An 18,424-nucleotide genomic window follows, 5' to 3' on the forward strand; every position below is an offset into this window, starting at 1 on the left:
ACCGTACGTGCGCCTTTCAACGCATACGGCTCAAGCACAACCACTGGCTTGATAGATTTAACGAGCTGCATGGCTCTAGTCTATCGCGCCAGATTAAAGTCCCCGTGCAGGGACCGGCTTGGTTACCTCCAAACCTAGGGCGTGGACACGCACATGACATACTCGGTGGAGCAAAACCCTGTTGCTCAATGCGTCGCTTCCCCCCAACTGCCGATAAACGATATGGTGGTCGTCGCAGTCCTCGAGGTCATCGATTGGCACTTTGCACAGGGCACAGTCCCCGGTCTGACTCATCCACAGCCGCAAGCGTTGGGCGTCACGAATGACTTGCGACATCCGTTTTTCCCTCAGCTGTTCACCGTAAACGAGCCATTCTTTGTCAAAGGGGTTGTAAGCCCCCTTGATTTTCTTGTGTCGAACAATCGGTGTGTCCGCCAGCTTGATTAGAACCAGCGAATCCGACGTCTGATCACACTCGTTTGAACTGGACATAAAGTCCCAGCGCCCGCGTGGGCGCTTCCAGTAGTGTTCCAACACCCACTTGGCGCTTTTTCGGGGATGGCGCCTGAGCCCCCAACGCATCAACCGCCAGTAGATCAGGTAGTCGAGCTTTGAGAAGGTAGCTTTTGCAACCACTCCTTTGTGATACGTTGCCCAACCCCGCAAAAGCGGATTCAGGCGATTTATCAGCACGTCAGTGGGCACCGCAAGCGAAGTACTAATGATTTCCTTGACCTTGCCGTAGAACGCTTTCGCGTTTTTCTGGCTCGGTTTGATCAACATTTTTTCTCCGTATTTTCGGAAATTCCATCCTAAGAAATCAAAGCCTTGCTCGATATGAACGACTCGTGTCTTCTCCTCCGATAGCACAAGTCCCCGCTCGCGCAGGAACTCAACCACCCAGGGTTTGACAATTGTTTCCAGCAGCACTTGCGAGCTGCCGGTCACAACGAAATCGTCGGCATACCGCACTAAATGAACTTTTGCTTTTGTGGCTTGACAGGCCCCCAGCTTGTGGCTGAGGTAATTGTGCAAACCAGTTTCCAGTCCGTTAAGCGTGATGTTAGCCAGTGTGGGCGAGATGATGCCTCCTTGTGGGGTGCCCATCTCGGTGCGTGCGAAGTGTCCTTTGTCAACGACACCCGACTTCAACCACTGCTGCAGGATGCGCTTGTTCATGGAGACCTTGCGCATCAGCCAGTCGTGATTGATGTGGTCGAAGAATCCCTTGATGTCTGCGTCGAGTACCCATTGGGCCGAAACCTTTTGAGACAAGCACACAAACAACTGGCTGCGCGCATCGTGGGTTGATCGCTCTTTCCTGAATCCATAAGAGTTCGGGTCAGAGTTGCATTCCACGATGGGTTCCAGCCCGAGCAGATGTAGGGCCTGCATCGCCCGGTCAAACATGGTCGGGATGCCCAGAGGGCGTTCCTTTCCGTTTGATTTCGGGATGTAAACGCGCCTGAGCGGTGAGGCTCTGTAGCATCTACAGTTCAGTCGACACACCGCTTCCCATTTGCTCTCTGGCGTGTCCCATAGTTCGCGGTCGATGCCACTCGTCCGCTTCCCTTGGTTTGTCGTAACTTTCCTGACGGCCAATGCCTTGGCTTGCCAGGAACGAACAAGACTTCTCTGAAGTCGCGAGACTTTTCGATGATCCTGCTCTTTTTCTGCCTGCGCGATGCACATCTGCGCCCTCCCGACAAACTTCGCCACCAGACTCCAATCAATGGAGTGCCAGTTGCTGGGTTTGCCCGGAGACGCAGCATCTTTGTCGCGAATGTTGCCATTCACTTCTGGGATGTTTTCCATACTTTCTCCGGTTTGGTGAACCCAAAACGGAATGCGACCCACGAGGGGTATTGCACCCCGTAGGTCGTTTTGAAGTCCGCAGCGGCCTTGCGCCGTTGCACCTGTAGCAAGTCAGCCTGCTTTCACAGCAAGGTAAATTTTGAGCCTCTATGCCGTCCATTACAAACGGCCATTCGCTTTTTGCTACTTCCTCTGCCCCCTGCATCATGGCCGTTGCTTGCGCTTCGGTTGCCTGGCGACCCCTTGCGGAGACGTCAGGCGGTGCATGGGGTTTACCTCGTTTCCCAGCGTATCCACCCGGACGGCTATCCGGGCGATGGGGTTAGGGACGCTCTATCCGCCGCACGTGTTGGGGAACCCACTGCAGTCCATGACAAGCAGCGGCCTACGCGGTGCCTTTTGGCTACAGCTCCTCAGTTTGCACCGAGAGACAAGCGTTAGCTGTTTACTGTTAACGACGGTTTAGTCGAGCGTTCACATGTGTTTCCCGTACCCTTTACCTCAGCATTCCCGACAGTCTTGTTTATGTCGCCTGGGCAATCCTCACGGACTGCTTGGCCGCATGGGCTTGTAGCCCTTGCGCAGAATGTTTATCCGCAGCTTCGCACCCCGCAGTTACTTGCGACGCACGTGCAGTTGAGGTCACTTCGTTCCGGAAGTGGTTTCAGTTAAGTAGAAACAAGACACGCTGAGTGGTGTCATTTATGAAGCGGGATAGAAAATTGTTTCACGGTGAAAAAATTCCTGCCAACCGAGAATCCTCACGAATTTCGTAGCATATGCACAACAGAGATCGGGGCCAATGGCTCTGATTCCTATGCCTGGCTATCCCAATGGGACAACGAAGCTAGCTGAAATATTCCTATTTCAGGTCATTTTTCCGTTCGTTTCCCGAGGGAAACGCCATGCTCTCTCAGAGGGAAAGCTGCCTCATTACAATACTGGCTGACCCAGTAATGGACGACTTCGAGTCGCACCATGGCTACAGTTTAGCGCCTGGCCAAGTCTGTCTTGGCCTTTTCGCTCCCTTGCCGCGCCCCGTTTCAGGACCCTCACTCATGGCTTCAGCCCTTACCGACAAGTTATCCCGCCTCGTCAAGGAGATGCGCGGCCAGGCCCGCATCACCGAATCCAATGTGCAGGACATGCTGCGCGAAGTACGCATGGCCTTGCTGGAGGCCGACGTGGCCCTGCCGGTGGTGCGCGACTTCATCACCCGGGTCAAGGAAAAGGCGCTTGGCCAGGAGGTGATGGGTTCGCTCTCGCCCGGCCAGGCGCTGGTCGGCATCGTCAACCGCGAACTCGCCGCCACCATGGGCGAGGGCGTCAGCGACATCAACCTGGCGGCGCAGCCGCCGGCGGTGATCCTGATGGCCGGCCTGCAGGGTGCGGGTAAAACCACCACCACCGCCAAGCTGGCCAAGCACCTGATTGAAAAGCGCAAGAAAAAAGTGCTGACCGTCTCGGGCGACGTTTATCGCCCGGCCGCCATAGAGCAGCTCAAGACCGTTACCGCGCAGGCCGGCGCCGAGTGGTTCCCCAGCACGCCGGACCAGAAGCCGGCCGACATTGCCCGCGCCGCCATTGATTACGCGCGCCGGCATTTCTTCGACGTGCTGCTGGTCGATACGGCCGGCCGCTTGGCGATTGACGAAGCCCTGATGGCCGAAATCAAGGAGCTGCATGCCATCCTGAACCCGGTGGAAACCCTGTTCGTGGTCGATGCCATGCAGGGTCAGGATGCCGTCAACACCGCCAAGGCTTTCAAGGAAGCGCTGCCGCTGACCGGCATTATCCTGACCAAGACCGACGGCGATTCACGCGGCGGTGCCGCACTTAGCGTGCGCCAGATCACCGGCGCGCCCATCAAGTTTTCCGGCACCAGCGAGAAGATCGACGGTCTGGAAGTGTTTGACGCCGAGCGCCACGCCGGCCGCATTCTGGGCATGGGCGACATCGTCGCGCTGGTCGAGCAGGTGGCGGCGGGCGTGGACATGGCTGCGGCGCAAAAGCTGGCCGCCAAGATCAAGTCCGGCGACGGTTTTGACCTCAACGATTTCCTCAATCAGCTGCAGCAGATGAAGAACATGGGCGGTCTGTCCAGCCTGATGGACAAGCTGCCGGCGCAAATGGCCGCCAAGGCCGGTCAGATCGACATGGGCAAGGCCGAGAAAGACATCAAGCGCAAGGAAGGCATCATCCAGAGCATGACGCCGCTGGAGCGCCGCAAGCCCGAACTCATCAAGGCTACGCGCAAGCGCCGCATCGCCGCTGGCTCGGGCGTGCACGTTCAGGAAGTCAACCGCTTGCTCAATGAGTTCGAGCAGATGCAGGGCATGATGAAAAAGATGAAGGGCAGCGGCATGATGAAGATGATGAAGCGCATGGGCGGCATGAAGGGCATGCCGAAGTTCTGATAGCCCCAGTTTTTAAGCAAAATGAGGCGCTAGCCCAATCAGGACGGGCGCAAGGAGCTATTGAAATAATAGCTTCTTGCGCCCGTTTTCATGTCCGCGTGGCTGGCCGCTCAGGCCGCTCTTAGCTGCGGCTTGGTGCGCCGGCTGGCGTGCAGCCAGGCCCGGCGCAGCACCGCCGGCGAACGGGTTTCCTCGGGAATCAAGAGGTAGTTGTGGGCCCGCATGGCGGCGCCCACGCCGACCTGGCTGGTCAGCACCGTCATGGGAATCGCCAGCAGCAGCGGCAGGCCGACCGGCAGCAGCCAGACCAGCGCGCTGGCATCTATCAGCGCAATGCCGGCGGCCAGCAGCGCGATCACGCCGCTCATGGGCGCGAGCTGCTGCAGCGCGTGCTTCCACGGCACGGCGGCGGCTTCACGCGGCGGGGACTTCCACTCCAGCTTCAGGCCGGTCATGGCCACCACCACAAACAGCGAATGCGCCAGCATGCGAATCGGCGCTTGCAGCAGGGCGATCAGGGTTTCCAGCAGGGCGCTGCGCAGCAGGCTGGCGGTGCCGCCATAGGATGCCTGCTGACGCTTGATCAGCACGGCGGTCAGGCCCAGAATGCGCGGCAAAAACAGCATGGACAGGGTCCAGGCCCAGAGCGACGCCAACTCGCCGGGCAGCACGGCCCAGTCGCTCACCATGGGCGAGCCCGACAGCCACAGCGCGGTGCCCATGGTCATGAAGCACAGCCACAGCGGCGCCGACAGGTAGGCCATGGCGCCGGTGGCGAACATGGAGCGGTGCACCGGGTGAATGCCGGGCTCGGCAATCAGGCGCGAGTTCTGCAGATTGCCCTGGCACCAGCGGCGGTCGCGCTGCAGCTCGGACAGCAGGTCGGGCGGCTGCTGCTCGTAGCTGCCGACCAGGTCGGCCACCAGCCAGACGTGGTAGCCGGCGCGGCGCATCAGCGCGGCCTCGACAAAGTCGTGCGACATGATGCTGCCCGCCATGCCGCCCGTGCCCTTGATGCGGGCCAGTGCGCAATGCTGCATAAAGGGTTCAATGCGGATGATGGCGTTGTGGCCCCAGTAATGCGACTCGCCCATTTGCCAGTACTGCATGCCCAGCGTGAAGAGACGGCCGGTGACGCGCGAGGCGAACTGCTGCGCCCGCGCATGCAGGGTGACGTGGCCTATGGCCTGGGTGGCGGTCTGGATGATGCCGGCCTTGGGGTTGGCCTCCATCAGCTTGACCATGCTCACCAGGCAGTCGCCGCTCATCACGCTGTCGGCGTCCAGCACCACCATGTAGTGGTAGTCCTTGCCCCAGCGGCGGCAAAAGTCGGCCACGTTGCCGGCCTTGCGGTCGCTGCGGCGTTTGCGCAGGCGGTAATAGACCTCGATCTGCGGCTGCTCCGGCTGGCTGGCCAGCTGGCTACGCAGCTCTTCCCAGGCCGCGCGCTCGGCCTGCTGGATCGCCGGGTCGTAGCTGTCGGACAGCACGTACACATCGAAGGCCTTGACGTGGCCGGTCAGCGCGACGGATTCACAGGTGGCGCGCAAACCCGAAAACACCGTGCGCACATCTTCGTTGCAGATAGGCATGATGATGGCGGTGCGGGTGGACGGGTCCAGCGTGTGATGCTGCACCTTCTTGGCCGACAGCGTATGGGCATCGCCAAACAGCGTGACGTAAAAGCCCATCATGGCCGTCATGAAACCGGTCACCACCCAGCCCGACAGCAGGGCGAACAGGGCCAGCTGGCCGTATTTCAGCCAGGCGTTGTCGTAGTGGGGCTGCATGTCGGCAAACAGGCTGGTGGCCAGCGCGGTACTGATCAGGGTCAGCAGCAAGAACACCGCTCGGCGGCGCTTGGCGGCATATTGCCAGGGCGCCAGCGCTTGCGCCGGTGCGCGTGGCGGCGCTGCCGCAGCGCCCGGCCTGAGAAAAGGCAGCAGTGCGGCCGTGCCCAGGCTGTTCCAGAAACCGCGCCACGGGCGTGGTGCCATGGAGCCGCGCTGCACCGGCGGCGCGGTCAGCGCGTTGGGGTGACGTTCTTCGCGCAGCAAGCTGCGTGTCATTGGGTAATCAGGTTGGTCCATGTTTCTGTCAGGGTGTGGGTGTCGTGTTGCAGGAAGGCGCGCAGTTCCACGGGCTCGCCGTTCAGTCGCTGTACGCGTAAATTCATGCGCCAGGCGCCGGTGGCCGGGTTGCGAAAGGCCAGGCTTTCCAGCACGCGGGCGTTGCTGCCGGCCGTCGTGATGGCCTCGACCTTGGCGTCTGCCGGCAGGGCGTCCAGCGCCGGCCCGGCAAAGTCGATGGCAAACTGGACTTGCTGCTTGAGCTCGTCGGCGCCGAGCTTGGAATAACCGGTGCCGCGGCGCGACTGGGTGACCCAGCCGTTGGGCGGCAACTGCTGGTTTTTGCCCTGCCAGGCAATCTGGTAGGACAGCTCCAGCGACTCGCCGGGGGCCGGCATTTTTTCGGGCACCCAGTAGGCGGCCACGTTGTCGTGGGTTTCGTCGGGCGTGGCAAATTGCAGCAGCTCGACCCGACCGGCGCCAAAACCGCTGAGCGGCGTGACCCAGGCGCTGGGCCGCAGCTCGTAGCGCGCCTCGGTGTCTTCGTAGCTGGCAAAAGCCCGGTCGCGCTGCATCAGGCCAAAACCCTTGAGGCTTTTCATGCTGAACGACGTCACCAGCGGCGATGCCGGGTTTTGCAGCGGGCGCCACAGCCATTCGCCGCCGCCTTTGCCGTCATCGGTGGCGATCATCAGACCGTCCGAGTCGTGCACCTCGGGCCTAAAGTCGCCGGGCCTGGGCTGGTTCTCGCCAAAGAAAAACATGCTGGTCAGCGGTGCAATGCCTAGCGTGGTGACCGGCTTGTCGGTCGGCCGCATATAAATGCGCGCACGGACTTCGGTCATGGTTTGCTCGCCCGGCTTGACGTCAAAGCGATAGGCTCCCGTCATGCGCTCCGAATCCATCAGGGCATAAATGGTCAGCGGGCCGCCTTCGACGGCGGGCTTTTCCAGCCAGAAGTCGGTGAAGCGCGGAAATTCTTCCTTGGCTGGGCCTGCCGTGTTCACGGCCAGGCCGCGCGCCGACAGGCCATAAAGCTGGCCGGCACCCAGGGCGCGGAAATAGCTGGCGCCCGAGAAAACGATCAGCTCGTCCTTGTAAGTGGGCGAATTCAGGTTGCTGAAAGCGCGCACGCCGCCATAGCCAATGTCGCCCCAGGTTTTGGGCGACAGTTTGTTTTTGCCGAAGTCGAAGCTGGCCGGATCGTAGGGAGTGCGTTTGACGCCAGCGGACGTGATTTCATGGACGCGCACCGAGTCGCCATGGCGGCCGACGTGGAAAAAATTCACTTCGTAAGGCAGCTTGTCGGCGCGCCACAGCATGCCTTCCGGCTTGAAGCGGATGTCGCGGTAATCGTCGTACGCCATCCGGGCCAGCTCGGCCGGGACGGCATGGGGCGCTTCCTTGAATGGGGTCTGGGCACGCTGGCTGGCGAGTGCGGCCACGTCGTCAAGGCCGAAGGCATGGGCTTGGGCGGTCGTCAAGACAAGCGCCGCGGCGCAGGCCAGGGCGGCAAAACGCGCCGGTGGCATCAAGCCGCTGGCGCGTTGAGAAAGACCGAAAAAAGCTTGCATCAACTGACTAGGGCAAACCCCATGCCAGTTTGAATAAACCTTTTTAAATCAACAGCTTGCGCGCCTCAAAAAATTCTTGCCGGAAATCCATCGGGAAATGGCCGGCAAATCCGGAATTTTGTCGCTGTACAGCGACAAGATGCGGGGTAAGGGAAAAAATTCCTTATAAATCAAGCACTTGGCTTGTCGCCTGAAAGCGACTCCTGGGGCGGCGCAACGCCATCAGACTTGAAGAGGCCGGGGCTCAGTCCGTGCTTTTGCATCAGGCGATAGAACTCGGTGCGGTTGCGATCGGCCAGGCGGGCCGCGTCGGCCACATTGCCGTCGGTCAGCTTGAGCAAGCCGACCAGGTAGTCGCGCTCGAAACGCTGCTTGGCCTCGGCGAAAGTGAGCACCGGCACGCTGGGAGAGCGCAGCGCGCGCTGCACCAGCGCCAGCGGCACCAGCGGCGTGGTGGAAAGGGCGCAAACCTGCTCCACCACGTTGTGGAGCTGGCGCACATTGCCGGGCCAGGCCGCGGTGCTCAGGGCTTTCAGCGCTTCGGGAGCAAAGCCACTCAGGCGCTTGCCGTATTTGCTGGCCAGCTTGAGCAGGAAATGGTTGGCCAGCAAGGGAATGTCTTCGCGGCGCTCGGACAGCGGCGGCAAGGTCAGCGTGACGACGTTGAGGCGGTAGTACAGATCGGCGCGAAACTGGCCCTCGGCCATGGCCGCGTCCAGGTCGCTGTGGGTGGCCGAAATAATGCGCACATCCACGGCGATCGACTGGCTGGCGCCGACCGGCCTGACCTCGCGCTCCTGCAACACGCGCAAAAGCTTGACCTGCAGCGCCGGCGGCATGTCGCCGATTTCATCGAGCAGCAAGGTGCCGCCGTCGGCCGCCTGGAACAGGCCTTTGCGATTGCTCGCGGCATCGGTGAAGGCGCCCTTGACATGGCCGAACAGCTCGGACTCCAGCAAGGCCTCGGGAATGGCGCCGCAGTTCACCGCAATAAAGGGTTTGCCGGCGCGTGCGCTGGCCAGGTGAATCGCCTGGGCCAGCATCTCCTTGCCGGTGCCGCTTTCGCCGCGCAGCAGTACGCTGGCGTCGGAGTGCGCCACCATGCGGGCTTCGGCCAGGGTTTCGGCCATGCGGCTGGAGCGGCTGATGATCTGGCTTTGCCAGGCCTCGGGGCTGCCGCGCTGGGGCGTATGGGCGGGCGCGCTTAGGGCCAGCGCCTGGGCGATCTTTTCCAGCAGGCTTTTGCCGTCGAAAGGCTTGGTTAGGTAGGTGAAGACGCCGCGTTCGGTTGCTTCGACCGCATCGGGAATGGTGCCGTGCGCGGTCAGCAAAATCACCGGCAGTGAAGGGTGCTGGGCGCGAATCTCGTCAAACAGCGCCAGCCCGTCCTTGCCGGGCAGCTGCACGTCGCTGAGCACCAGTTGCGGTCGCTCGATATGCAGCTGGGTCAGTGCCACTTCGGCCGAGGTGACGGCCGTGACGCGGTAACCCGCCGCCGTGAGCCGCATGGTCAGCAGCCGCAGCATGTCGGCGTCGTCGTCAACCACCAGCAGGTGGGGCGCGGATGGCAGGGAAGCGGTGCTCATGGCGTGGCGGGGCGGGTGCGTCTGGCGGGCGCCGGCGCTGAGGCGGCGGGGCGGCTGGTCAGGCTGCGCTCTATCGCCTTGAGCGCCTCCAGCCTGTCATTGGTCTGATCCAGCCGGCGCTGCAACTCGCGCAACTGCTGGGCTTGTTTGTCCAGCTGCTCCTCCAGGCGGCGTTGCTCGCCGTAGCGCGCGGCCAGCAGGCGGGCCAGCGGATGCAAGGCCTGGGCTTCGGGATTGGCCAGCAGACGGGTCAGCAGTTCCTGGGCCCGTATCAGCTCTGGTAACTGGCGCAGCTGGCTCAAGGCCAGCGCCAGTTGCAGCTGAGCGGTCGGGCTGGTTGGGCTGGTGGAAGCCTCGCCCAGCCGCGCTACTTCCTGGTTGATGTCAGCGGCTGGCAGCTGACGCAGCCGGTCCGCGTAGGCCAGCATGCGCTCGGCGGCGTCCTTGGTCGGCGTTTCGGCCTGGCTGGGCTGGGCCGGCCCGGCGCGATCGGCCAGGACCGGGGCTGGTGCCGCCGCCCGACCCACCGCGGCTTCGGCGTGGCTGGACGGGCCGGCGCTACAGGCGCTGAGCACCGCTGCGGCCAGCGACAGCAGCGACGCCAGCAGGCCGGTACGGGCAAGGCGGCTTAAACAATCAGGATTTGAAAACATGGGGAAACTCGATTCTGAAATGTGCGCCCGACTCGCCAGGCAGCAGTTCTATGCGTCCGCCGTGCGCGGCGATGTATTCGTGGACTATGGACAGGCCTATGCCGCTGCCGCGCGCCACGTCGCCGGGCTGGCGTTCGCCGCGGTAAAAGGGCTCGAAGATGCGCTCCCTGTCGGCCGGCGCCACGCCAACGCCCTGGTCCTGGATGTCCAGGCGCGCCAGTCCGGGCTGCTCGCTCAGGCTCAGGTGTATCACGCCCTTGAGCGGCGAGTAGCGGATCGCATTGGACAGCAGATTGGCCAGCGCCGTGCCGATTTTCTCGGGATCGACTTCCATCTTGAGTGGCTCGCCGACGATGCTGAGCGACAGCTCGCGTGCGCGCCATTGCAGGCGTTGCGCGTCCACCTGTTCTTCTATGAGTTGCAGCAGATCGACATTTTGCCGGCGCAGCTGGCGGGCCTCGAAAGCCGCCGTGTTGAAACGCAGCAGGTCTTCAATCTGGCCTTGCAGCACAACGGTGTTGTGACGCAGGATTTGCGCGATTTCACGCTGGTCCGGGCTGAGGCTGCCGGCCACGCCATCTTCCAGCAGCGACACGCCTTCGCGCAGCGAGGCCAGCGGGGTTTTCAATTCGTGAGAGATGTGGCGCAGAAAACGCGACTTGTCGGCATCGAGCTCGACCAGCCGCAGCCGCAGCCAGTTCAGGCGTTGCCCGACCAGCGCCAGATCGGCCGGCCCCTGAATCGCGATCACCTGATCGAGCCGGTTTTCGCCCAGGCCGACGATGGCATTTTCCAGGCGCTTGAGCGGCAGGGTGAACCAGATGCCAAAGGCCAGCGCCATGGCCACGGCCAGGACGATGGCCCAGGTCACCTGTTGCGCCAGTTGCTGGCGACTGGCTTCCAGCTTGTCTTGCAGCGACTGGTTGCGCTGCTGTATGGTTTGCTGCGCCTGTAACGCGATGGCGGTGTTGATGCCCTCGAGCTCACGAAAGGCCTGCGCCAGCTGGCGCTCCCGCTCCAGCGCGGTCGCGGACGGGCCGGTCAGCAGCTTGTCCATGGTTTGCAGGTGGGCGCGCCACTGCCGGGCCCTGGCACTGGAAATGCCTTCCTGCGTCAGGCGGCCCAGAAGGTTGAGGCTTTCCTTGGCTTCGTCCCTGAAGTGTTCGCGCAGGATGCGGTCGTCCAGCACCACCGACTGCCGTGCGGTGCGTTCCATGGACAGGCTGCGCTCGCTCAGCGACTGGGCCGCGCCGCTGAGCTCCAGGGCGCGGGCCGCGTTGTCACGGCTTTGCAGCGTCAGGTCTTCCAGGGTGAACAGGGCGCGCAGCGAGGCCGCGCCCAGTAGGGCGGCAATCAGCAAAAACGCGATGACGAGAAGCTGCCGGAACGAAAATCGCTGCAGCATGGATCTGGCGCCGGCCGCTGGGCTCAGGCCGGTACGGCGTGGTCTCGGGTCAGGACCTCGCCGCGCAACGAGCGCTGCGGTGCCTCGGTGATCTTGACATCCACCAGCTGCCCGATCAGGCGATCCGGGCCGTTGAAGACCACGGCGCGGTTGCATTCGGTGCGGCCGAACAAGGCGTTCTCGGTTTTACGCGCCGCGCCTTCGACCAGCACGCGCTGCACCGTGCCCAGACGGCTGGCGCTGATGGCGCGCACGCTGTCGTCCAGCACGGCTTGCAAATGCTGCAGACGCTTGAGCTTGACGGCGTGCGGTGTGTCGTCTTGCAGGTTGGCCGCCGGCGTGCCGGGGCGCGGGCTGTAGATAAAGCTGAAGGAGGTGTCGTAGCCGACATCGTCCACCAGCTTCATCAGTTTCTGAAAGTCGTCTTCGGTTTCGCCGGGGAAGCCGACGATGAAGTCGCTGCTCATGGCCAGGTCGGGGCGGATGGCGCGCAGCTTGCGGATGGTGCTCTTGTATTCCATGGCCGTGTAGCCGCGCTTCATGGCCATCAGGATACGGTCGGAGCCGTGTTGCACCGGGAGGTGCAGGTGGTTCACCAGCTTGGGCAGCTTGGCGTAGGCATCTATCAGGCTTTGCGTGAATTCATTCGGGTGGCTGGTGACATAGCGTATGCGCTCGATGCCGGGGATGTCGGAGACATATTCCAGCAAGGTGGCGAAGTCGGCGATCTCGGCCGTGCCGCCCATGGGGCCGCGGTAGGCATTGACGTTTTGCCCCAGCAGCGTGACCTCTTTCACGCCCTGGTCGGCCAGGCCGGCGACTTCGACCAGCACGTCGTCAAAGGGCCGCGACACCTCTTCGCCGCGCGTATAGGGCACGACGCAGTAGCTGCAGTACTTGGAGCAGCCTTCCATGATGCTGACAAAGGCGCTGGCGCCTTCGACCCTGGCCGGCGGCAGGTGATCGAATTTTTCGATTTCGGGAAAACTGATGTCGACCTGTGGCTTGTTGAGCCGGGCCCGGCTGGCCAGCATCTGCGGCAGGCGGTGCAAGGTTTGCGGACCAAACACCACGTCGACGTAAGGGGCGCGCTGGATGATGGCTGCGCCTTCCTGGCTGGCGACGCAGCCGCCCACGCCGATCAGCACGCCTTTTTCTTTCAGGTGCTTGACGCGGCCCAGGTCGCTAAAGACTTTTTCCTGCGCCTTTTCGCGCACCGAGCAGGTGTTGAACAGGATCAGGTCGGCTTCGTCAACGTTTTGCGTCGGCTCGTAGCCCTCGGCGGCATGCAGCACGTCGCTCATCTTGTCCGAGTCGTACTCGTTCATTTGGCAGCCGAAGGTTTTGATGAAGACTTTTTTACTCATGATTTACTACTGAAATAATAGCTGTCTGCGCCCAATGGTATTGGGCTAGAGGCTCTTTGATGCTTGAGGCTAAGGGTTTAGCGCGAGTAGGCCGGCAGCTGCCCGTAAGGCGTCTTGCCGTTGTCGGCCGGCGCGGCCGTGTCGCTGTCGAAAGTGAACAGCGAAGCGCTGGCGCCAGGGCGCTTTTCCTTGGCTTCTTCGCTATTGAGCAGCCAGACCTGATGCACCTGGCCATTGCCTTCGCGCAGGTAGTTCACCAGCAGTTTCTGGTTGACGATGGCGCCCGACAGCACCAGATGGTTGTTGACATCGCGTATGCGCGAGCCTGGCGAGAGGCGGTCGGCCTTGCCGTCCATGGAAATCATGGGCGGGTTGAGCACCACCATTTCACCGCGCAAGGCGTTTTTGGGGAAAGGTCTGACCTTGGGCGTGGCCTCGTCATTGGCCTGCGCGGCGGCGGGCAGGCTCAAGAGGCTGGTGGATGCCGCCAGCAAAAACAGGGCGGCCATCAGGGGCGGTGCGCAGCGGTTCATGGTGTCTATCCAGAGGCTGTGAAGTAATAAAGCCCCAGGGGTCAGGACCACTGAGGCTTTTGGAGTTTGGTGGTGATAGGTGGATTTGAACCACCGACATCAGCATTATGAATGCTGCGCTCTAACCAACTGAGCTATATCACCGTCAGGCCAGTATTATAGCGGCGGTTTTAGCGATTCTTGAAAATTGGTTGGCGTTTGTTCACAAAAGCGTCCATGCCTTCCTTTTGGTCCTCGGTGGCGAACAGGGCGTGAAACAGCCGGCGCTCGAACATCACGCCATCGCTCAGGCCGCTCTCAAAGGCGCGGTTGACGGCTTCCTTGGCCGCCATCACGCTGGGCTGGCCAAAGTTGCAAATCATCAGCGCCGCGCCCAGCGCTTCGTCCATCAGCTTGTCCAGCGGCACCACGCGGCTGACCAGGCCGGCACGCTCGGCCTCGGTCGCGTCCATCATGCGGCCGGTCAGCGCCATGTCCATGGCCTTGGCCTTACCAACGGCGCGGGGCAGGCGCTGCGTGCCGCCGGCGCCTGGAATGATGCCCAGCTTGATTTCGGGTTGACCGAATCTGGCGTTGTCGGCGGCAATGATGAAGTCGCACATCATGGCCAGCTCACAACCGCCGCCCAGGGCGAAGCCGCTGACGGCCGCGATCACCGGCTTGCGCACGCTGCGGATTTGCTCCCAGTTGCGCGTGATGTAGTCGTTGTTGTAGGCATCGGCAAAGCTGTACTGGGCCATGGCGCCTATGTCGGCGCCGGCGGCAAAGGCTTTTTCGCTGCCGGTCAGCACGATGCAGCCAATGCTGTTGTCGGCGTCAAAAGCCTTCAGGGCACTGCCCAGTTCATCCATCAGCTGGTTGTTGAGCGCATTGAGCTGTTTGGGGCGGTTCAGGGTCACGATGCCGACCTGGCGGGTCTCCGGGCCTTCGGTGCGGATCTCTATCATTTCGTAGGTCATGGATGCTCCTTTTGAGGCTTGAATCATGCCATGTTCAGGCGGCCTTGCTGCGCCCGTTTCCCGACCCTAAAGCGCCCAGCCGCAAGGCTCAATGTCATCCAGGCGGCTGGCACAATCGGCCGGCTTTTTCAGGCCGGATCTTGCCGGCGGTTCAGGCTTTGGGGCTCAGCCAGGCGTTGAGCAGCGCCGCGTCCTTGACCGCCAGCCGCCAGGTCGTGAGGGCTGGCGGCAGCGTCAACTCCAGCCGCAGCAGGCGCTTGTCGCGGGCCACCAGGGCGCTCACTTTCTTGGCTTTGCCGGCGTACAGCGTGAGTTCATCCAGGCTGTTCAGGCGCCAGCCGCCAGCTTGCTGGGCTGCGGCCTTGCCGCTAGGTTCCAGGCCCAGCCATTCGTCGCCCGCCGCAAAGCCGGCGCGCTCGGCCAGACCGCCGCGCAGCACGGTTTTGATTTCCACACTCCGGCCTTCGCTGACGCGCAGGCCCAGCTTATGCGCCATCTGTGCGGGGTCTTCGAGCACGGCCACGCCGTGTTGTTCCAATAGCGCTTTGAGCGGCAACTCGCCCTTGCCGTGCACCCAGCGTGCCAGTTCGGGGGCGAACGAGCGCTGGCCTGCCGCCTGCAGCGCCTCGGCCACATCGGCTTCGCGCAGCGGGCCGGCCTTGCAGCGCAGCCAGAGCTCGCGCATCACATGGTCCAGCGTTGCGCCCGCGTCGCCGCGAGCGCGGCCCTCGGCGCGCAGCGTCAGGTCCAGGCACAGCGCCACCAGCGCGCCCTTGGTGTAGTAGCTGACCGTGGCGTTGGGCGTGTTTTCGTCCTGCCGGTAGTACTTCACCCAGGCGTCAAAGCTGGCCTCGGCCACCGACTGCAGCTGCCGGCCCGGCGTCTGCATGACCTGGTTGATGGTTTTGTTGACCAGTTTCAGATAGCCGGCGTTATCCAGCAGACCGGCATGGCGTAGCAGCAGGTCGTCGTAATAGCTGGTGAAACCCTCGAAAAACCACAGCAGCTCGGTGTAGTTTTCGCGGTCGTACTGATAGCTCTCGAACTCCGCGGGGCGCAGGCGTTTGACGTTCCAGGTGTGGAAATACTCGTGGCTGATGAGGCCGCGCAGCGTGGTGTAGCCGTCTGAGGTCTTGGGCTCGCCCAGGCTGGGCAGGTCTTTGCGGTTGCAGATCAGCGCCGTCGAGTTGCGGTGCTCCAGCCCGCCGTAGCTGTCGTCCACGGCATTGAGCATGAACAGATAGCTTTGGAAGGGCGGCTTTTTGTTGCCATGCCAGAAGCGGATTTCGGTTTCGCAGATTTTTTGCGTATCGGCCAGCAGACGCTCGCCATCAAAGCTGGGCGCGGCGCCCGCCACCACAAAGCGGTGCGGTACGCCGCGGGCGGTGAAGCTGCCGCTCCAGAAGGCGCCCATTTCCACCGGGCAGTCGGCCAGCTCGTCGTAGTCGGCCGCCAGATAGCTGCCAAAGCCCTGTTTGTTGACTTTCTGGGCGCTCAGGCCGGTGGCCACCGACCAGCCCTTGAGGGCTTGGTTGGCGGGCAGCTCCAGCACATGGGGCGCGCTTTCCTGGCCTTCGACCCGCAGGCACAGGCTGGTGCCGTTGAAAAAGCCGCGCTGGGCGTCCAGCCAGGCGCTGCGCACCGAGTTGTCATGGGCATAGACCTGATAGCTCAGCACCAGCGGCTTGGCGGGCGAGCAGCGGACTTGCCAGCTGCATTTGTCCAACTGCTGCACCGGCAAGGCGCTGCGCGTGCCCTGGTGGGCCTGCAGGCCTTGCAGGTGTTTGGAAAACTCGCGAACCAAATAGCTGCCGGGAATCCAGACCGGCAAAGACACTCGTTGAAGTTCCGCCGGTTTGGCAATCGTCAGGGTGACTTGAAACAGATGGGCGTGCAGTTCGCCGATGTCGACGCGGTAGTGAATCGGGCTGGCGGTGTTTCGGCTGGCAGTGGGCATCTTGATCCAAGAGTGTTCCAGGCCTGCCGTAGCTATGGCCAGGCCCTGGCCATAAATACCGCAACAGCACGCTGGAGTTTGCTATTAAAAGAGAAGCTTGTATCGCCCGTAGTATATGGGCTACAGGCCTTTTTTATTTAAAAACCAGGCGGGCGCGGCTTATTGGGCACCGCCGCTGCTGAGCAGTTTTTCGACCTGTTGTGAGCTGATGGCACCGGGCACGCGTGAGCCGTCGGCAAAAAAGATCGTGGGCGTGCCGGTGATCTTGTATTTCCGGCTGAAAGCCAGGTTGCGCTCCAGCGCGGCGGTGTCGCAGCTGGCCTTGGCGGGGGTCTGATCGCGCACCATCCAGTCGGTCCAGGCCTTGTTCTTGTCTTTGGCGCACCAGATGTTCTTGGATTTTTCGGTCGAGTCCGGGCTCAGGATGGGAATCAGGAAGGTGTGTATCGTCACATCGGTCACCTTGAGCACATCACGTTCAAAGCGCTTGCAATAGCCGCAGTTGGGGTCGGCAAACACCGCCATCTTGCGCTTGCCGTTGCCGCGCACTTCGACAAAAGCGTCTTTCAGGGGCAGGGCGCTGAAGTCGATGGCGCTGAGTTTTTCCATCCGCTCCTCGGTCAGGTTGCGCTTGGCCTTGGTGTCGATCAGCTGGCCTTGCAGCAGGAAGTTGCCCTCGGCATCGGTGTAGAAAATGTCGTTGTCGTTGACGCGAATCTCAAACAGGCCGTTCATGGGCGTTTTGCTGACTTCATCAATCTTGGACAGCGCCGGCAGCCTTTCCGCCAGGTTTTTGCGTATGGTGGCTTCCTGCGCAAAGGCAGCGCTCAGGCTACAGGCCAGCAGGCTTAGCGCGGCGATTGATTTCATGGTGTTCATCTTCATTCCTAGTTATTCCAAAATTCTTATAAACCAGCCGCCTGGCGCGCCACCCAGCGTTTGAGCAGGGCGCTGCGCGCAAATCCCTTCATGCCCCAGTTGCGCAAGGCCTGCCAGCGGCCGTCGGGTTGCGCAAACAGGCCGTGCAAGCCATCGGTCACCGCGCCCATGGCACTGACATCGGCCTGGCGCGCCCTTTCGTAGCGGCGCAGCAGTTTTTCATCACCCAGCTCGCGCCAGTATTCACGCTGTGCCAGCACGCTGGCCAGACAGGCCGCATCGGCCAGACCCAGGTTCAGGCCCTGGCCCGACAAGGGGTGCACGGTGTGCGCCGCATCGCCGGCCAAGGCCCAGCCCGGGCCTACCCAATGATCGGCCCTGGACAGCGCCAGCGGCCAACTGGCCCGCTCGCTGGTCAAACGCAAGCTGCCCACTTCCTCACCGCAGACGGCTTGCAGAGCCGCACAAAATTCTTCCGGCGCCAGCTTCTCCAGCGCAGCGGCGCGCTCTACAGAGACAGACCAGACCAAGGCCACAGAGTTCCCGGCCGCGCCCGATAAAGGCAGGAGCGCCAAAATGTCGCCGCCCGAAAACCACTGCCGCGCCACGCCGCCATGGGGGGCGTCTGCTTCGAGCCGGGCGGCAATGGCTTTTTGCGGATAGGGCTTGACGGTCCAGTGAGCGCCGAATTCATCGCGGCTGCGGCTTTGCCGGCCTTCGCAGATGACGGTGAGAGCGGCCTTGACCGGCGCCTGCACGGTCTCGATTTGCGGCTGGTAGCGCACCGCCTGAATCAGCTGCTGCTCCAGCGCGGGCACATCGACGATCCAGGCCAGGGCCTCTTGCGCCACGCTGTCGGCGCTGAAGTCGAGCCGGCCGCCGTCGTCGCCCCAGACGCGCATTTCCCGCACCGGGGTGGCAAAAGGCGCTTCTGGCCAGACCCGCAAGGACTCCAGCACTTGCCGCGAGGCGCTGTTCAGGGCGTAGGCACGCACGTCGGTGCGGGCCTGGCCGGGCTGGTCGGCGCTTGCGCTGTCTGGCCTGGTGACCAGCGCCACGCGCAAACGCTCGCGCGCCAGCAACAGGGCCAAGCTGCGGCCGACCACGCCGTCGCCGCGAATACAAACATCAAAGGACTTGGACATCCCTCATTTTAGAAGGCAGTGCAGAATGGCTGTTTTTGACGCTTGGCTTGGCCTTGGGCCGGCAT

General features: G+C 62.5%; 13 protein-coding genes and 1 tRNA gene. 1 reads left to right on the top strand and 13 read right to left on the bottom strand.

Translation table 11 applies throughout. The features are described 5' to 3' along the window. Positions 1-93 precede the first annotated feature (93 nt). Positions 94-1,815, bottom strand: a complete 1,722-nt coding sequence (ltrA, locus tag BM160_RS08485; protein WP_092003472.1) for a group II intron reverse transcriptase/maturase — start codon at positions 1,813-1,815, stop codon at positions 94-96. Positions 1,816-2,873: 1,058 nt separating this feature from the next. On the opposite strand from ltrA, the gene ffh reads away from it, so the two are divergent. Beyond that, a complete protein-coding gene (ffh, locus tag BM160_RS08490; RefSeq protein WP_092003475.1) occupies positions 2,874-4,232 on the top strand; it encodes a signal recognition particle protein in 1,359 nt (452 codons plus the stop codon). 110 nt (positions 4,233-4,342) lie between these two features. On the opposite strand, the gene mdoH is transcribed toward ffh, so the two are convergent. The 12 genes from mdoH to BM160_RS08550 form a co-directional block, all read right to left on the bottom strand. After that, positions 4,343-6,322: a glucans biosynthesis glucosyltransferase MdoH gene (mdoH, locus tag BM160_RS08495; protein ID WP_092003477.1), complete on the bottom strand. Its 1,980-nt coding sequence runs from the start codon at positions 6,320-6,322 to the stop codon at positions 4,343-4,345. Further along, positions 6,298-7,875: a glucan biosynthesis protein G gene (locus BM160_RS08500; RefSeq protein ID WP_177218955.1), complete on the bottom strand. Its 1,578-nt coding sequence runs from the start codon at positions 7,873-7,875 to the stop codon at positions 6,298-6,300. The genes mdoH and BM160_RS08500 overlap by 25 nt, the downstream gene beginning before the upstream one ends. 170 nt (positions 7,876-8,045) lie before the next feature. Beyond that, the gene (locus tag BM160_RS08505) at positions 8,046-9,461 is read right to left on the bottom strand and encodes a sigma 54-interacting transcriptional regulator (RefSeq protein WP_092003480.1); all 1,416 of its coding nucleotides are present in this window, start codon (positions 9,459-9,461) and stop codon (positions 8,046-8,048) included. Further along, positions 9,458-10,114, bottom strand: a complete 657-nt coding sequence (locus BM160_RS08510; protein WP_092003484.1) for a hypothetical protein — start codon at positions 10,112-10,114, stop codon at positions 9,458-9,460. The genes BM160_RS08505 and BM160_RS08510 overlap by 4 nt, the downstream gene beginning before the upstream one ends. Then, positions 10,098-11,519 (bottom strand): sensor histidine kinase, encoded by a 1,422-nt coding sequence (locus tag BM160_RS08515; RefSeq protein ID WP_092003487.1) that lies wholly within the window; start codon positions 11,517-11,519, stop codon positions 10,098-10,100. Before BM160_RS08515 ends, BM160_RS08510 begins: the two co-directional genes overlap by 17 nt. A gap of 23 nt (positions 11,520-11,542) precedes the next feature. Next, positions 11,543-12,886 (bottom strand): tRNA (N6-isopentenyl adenosine(37)-C2)-methylthiotransferase MiaB, encoded by a 1,344-nt coding sequence (gene miaB / locus BM160_RS08520; protein ID WP_092003490.1) that lies wholly within the window; start codon positions 12,884-12,886, stop codon positions 11,543-11,545. A gap of 77 nt (positions 12,887-12,963) precedes the next feature. Then, positions 12,964-13,419, bottom strand: a complete 456-nt coding sequence (locus tag BM160_RS08525) for a hypothetical protein (RefSeq protein WP_092003493.1) — start codon at positions 13,417-13,419, stop codon at positions 12,964-12,966. 67 nt (positions 13,420-13,486) lie between these two features. Continuing rightward, positions 13,487-13,563: transfer RNA gene (locus BM160_RS08530), tRNA-Met, on the bottom strand. A gap of 26 nt (positions 13,564-13,589) precedes the next feature. Continuing rightward, positions 13,590-14,378: an enoyl-CoA hydratase gene (locus tag BM160_RS08535; RefSeq protein ID WP_092003496.1), complete on the bottom strand. Its 789-nt coding sequence runs from the start codon at positions 14,376-14,378 to the stop codon at positions 13,590-13,592. Between the two features lie 151 nt (positions 14,379-14,529). Then, entirely contained in the window at positions 14,530-16,335 is a 1,806-nt protein-coding gene (locus BM160_RS08540; RefSeq protein WP_092003499.1) for a M61 family metallopeptidase, read from the bottom strand. Positions 16,336-16,494: 159 nt separating this feature from the next. After that, positions 16,495-17,205, bottom strand: a complete 711-nt coding sequence (locus BM160_RS08545) for a DsbC family protein (protein ID WP_369821761.1) — start codon at positions 17,203-17,205, stop codon at positions 16,495-16,497. A gap of 35 nt (positions 17,206-17,240) precedes the next feature. Next, positions 17,241-18,359, bottom strand: a complete 1,119-nt coding sequence (locus BM160_RS08550) for an FAD-dependent monooxygenase (protein WP_092003502.1) — start codon at positions 18,357-18,359, stop codon at positions 17,241-17,243. Between the last annotated feature and the right edge of the window lie 65 nt (positions 18,360-18,424).

This window comes from Polaromonas sp. OV174 (assembly GCF_900112285.1).
Lineage (GTDB): Bacteria > Pseudomonadota > Gammaproteobacteria > Burkholderiales > Burkholderiaceae_C > Polaromonas.

Coding starts and splice junctions, on each gene's coding strand:
- mdoH (WP_092003477.1), bottom strand. CDS start 6,322: ATGGACCAACCTGATTACCCAATGACACGCAGCTTGCTGCGCGAAGAA.
- BM160_RS08515 (WP_092003487.1), bottom strand. CDS start 11,519: ATGCTGCAGCGATTTTCGTTCCGGCAGCTTCTCGTCATCGCGTTTTTG.
- BM160_RS08540 (WP_092003499.1), bottom strand. CDS start 16,335: ATGCCCACTGCCAGCCGAAACACCGCCAGCCCGATTCACTACCGCGTC.
- ltrA (WP_092003472.1), bottom strand. CDS start 1,815: ATGGAAAACATCCCAGAAGTGAATGGCAACATTCGCGACAAAGATGCT.
- BM160_RS08510 (WP_092003484.1), bottom strand. CDS start 10,114: ATGTTTTCAAATCCTGATTGTTTAAGCCGCCTTGCCCGTACCGGCCTG.
- BM160_RS08505 (WP_092003480.1), bottom strand. CDS start 9,461: ATGAGCACCGCTTCCCTGCCATCCGCGCCCCACCTGCTGGTGGTTGAC.
- ffh (WP_092003475.1), top strand. CDS start 2,874: ATGGCTTCAGCCCTTACCGACAAGTTATCCCGCCTCGTCAAGGAGATG.
- BM160_RS08545 (WP_369821761.1), bottom strand. CDS start 17,205: ATGAAATCAATCGCCGCGCTAAGCCTGCTGGCCTGTAGCCTGAGCGCT.
- BM160_RS08550 (WP_092003502.1), bottom strand. CDS start 18,359: ATGTCCAAGTCCTTTGATGTTTGTATTCGCGGCGACGGCGTGGTCGGC.
- BM160_RS08525 (WP_092003493.1), bottom strand. CDS start 13,419: ATGAACCGCTGCGCACCGCCCCTGATGGCCGCCCTGTTTTTGCTGGCG.
- BM160_RS08500 (WP_177218955.1), bottom strand. CDS start 7,875: ATGCAAGCTTTTTTCGGTCTTTCTCAACGCGCCAGCGGCTTGATGCCA.
- BM160_RS08535 (WP_092003496.1), bottom strand. CDS start 14,378: ATGACCTACGAAATGATAGAGATCCGCACCGAAGGCCCGGAGACCCGC.
- miaB (WP_092003490.1), bottom strand. CDS start 12,886: ATGAGTAAAAAAGTCTTCATCAAAACCTTCGGCTGCCAAATGAACGAG.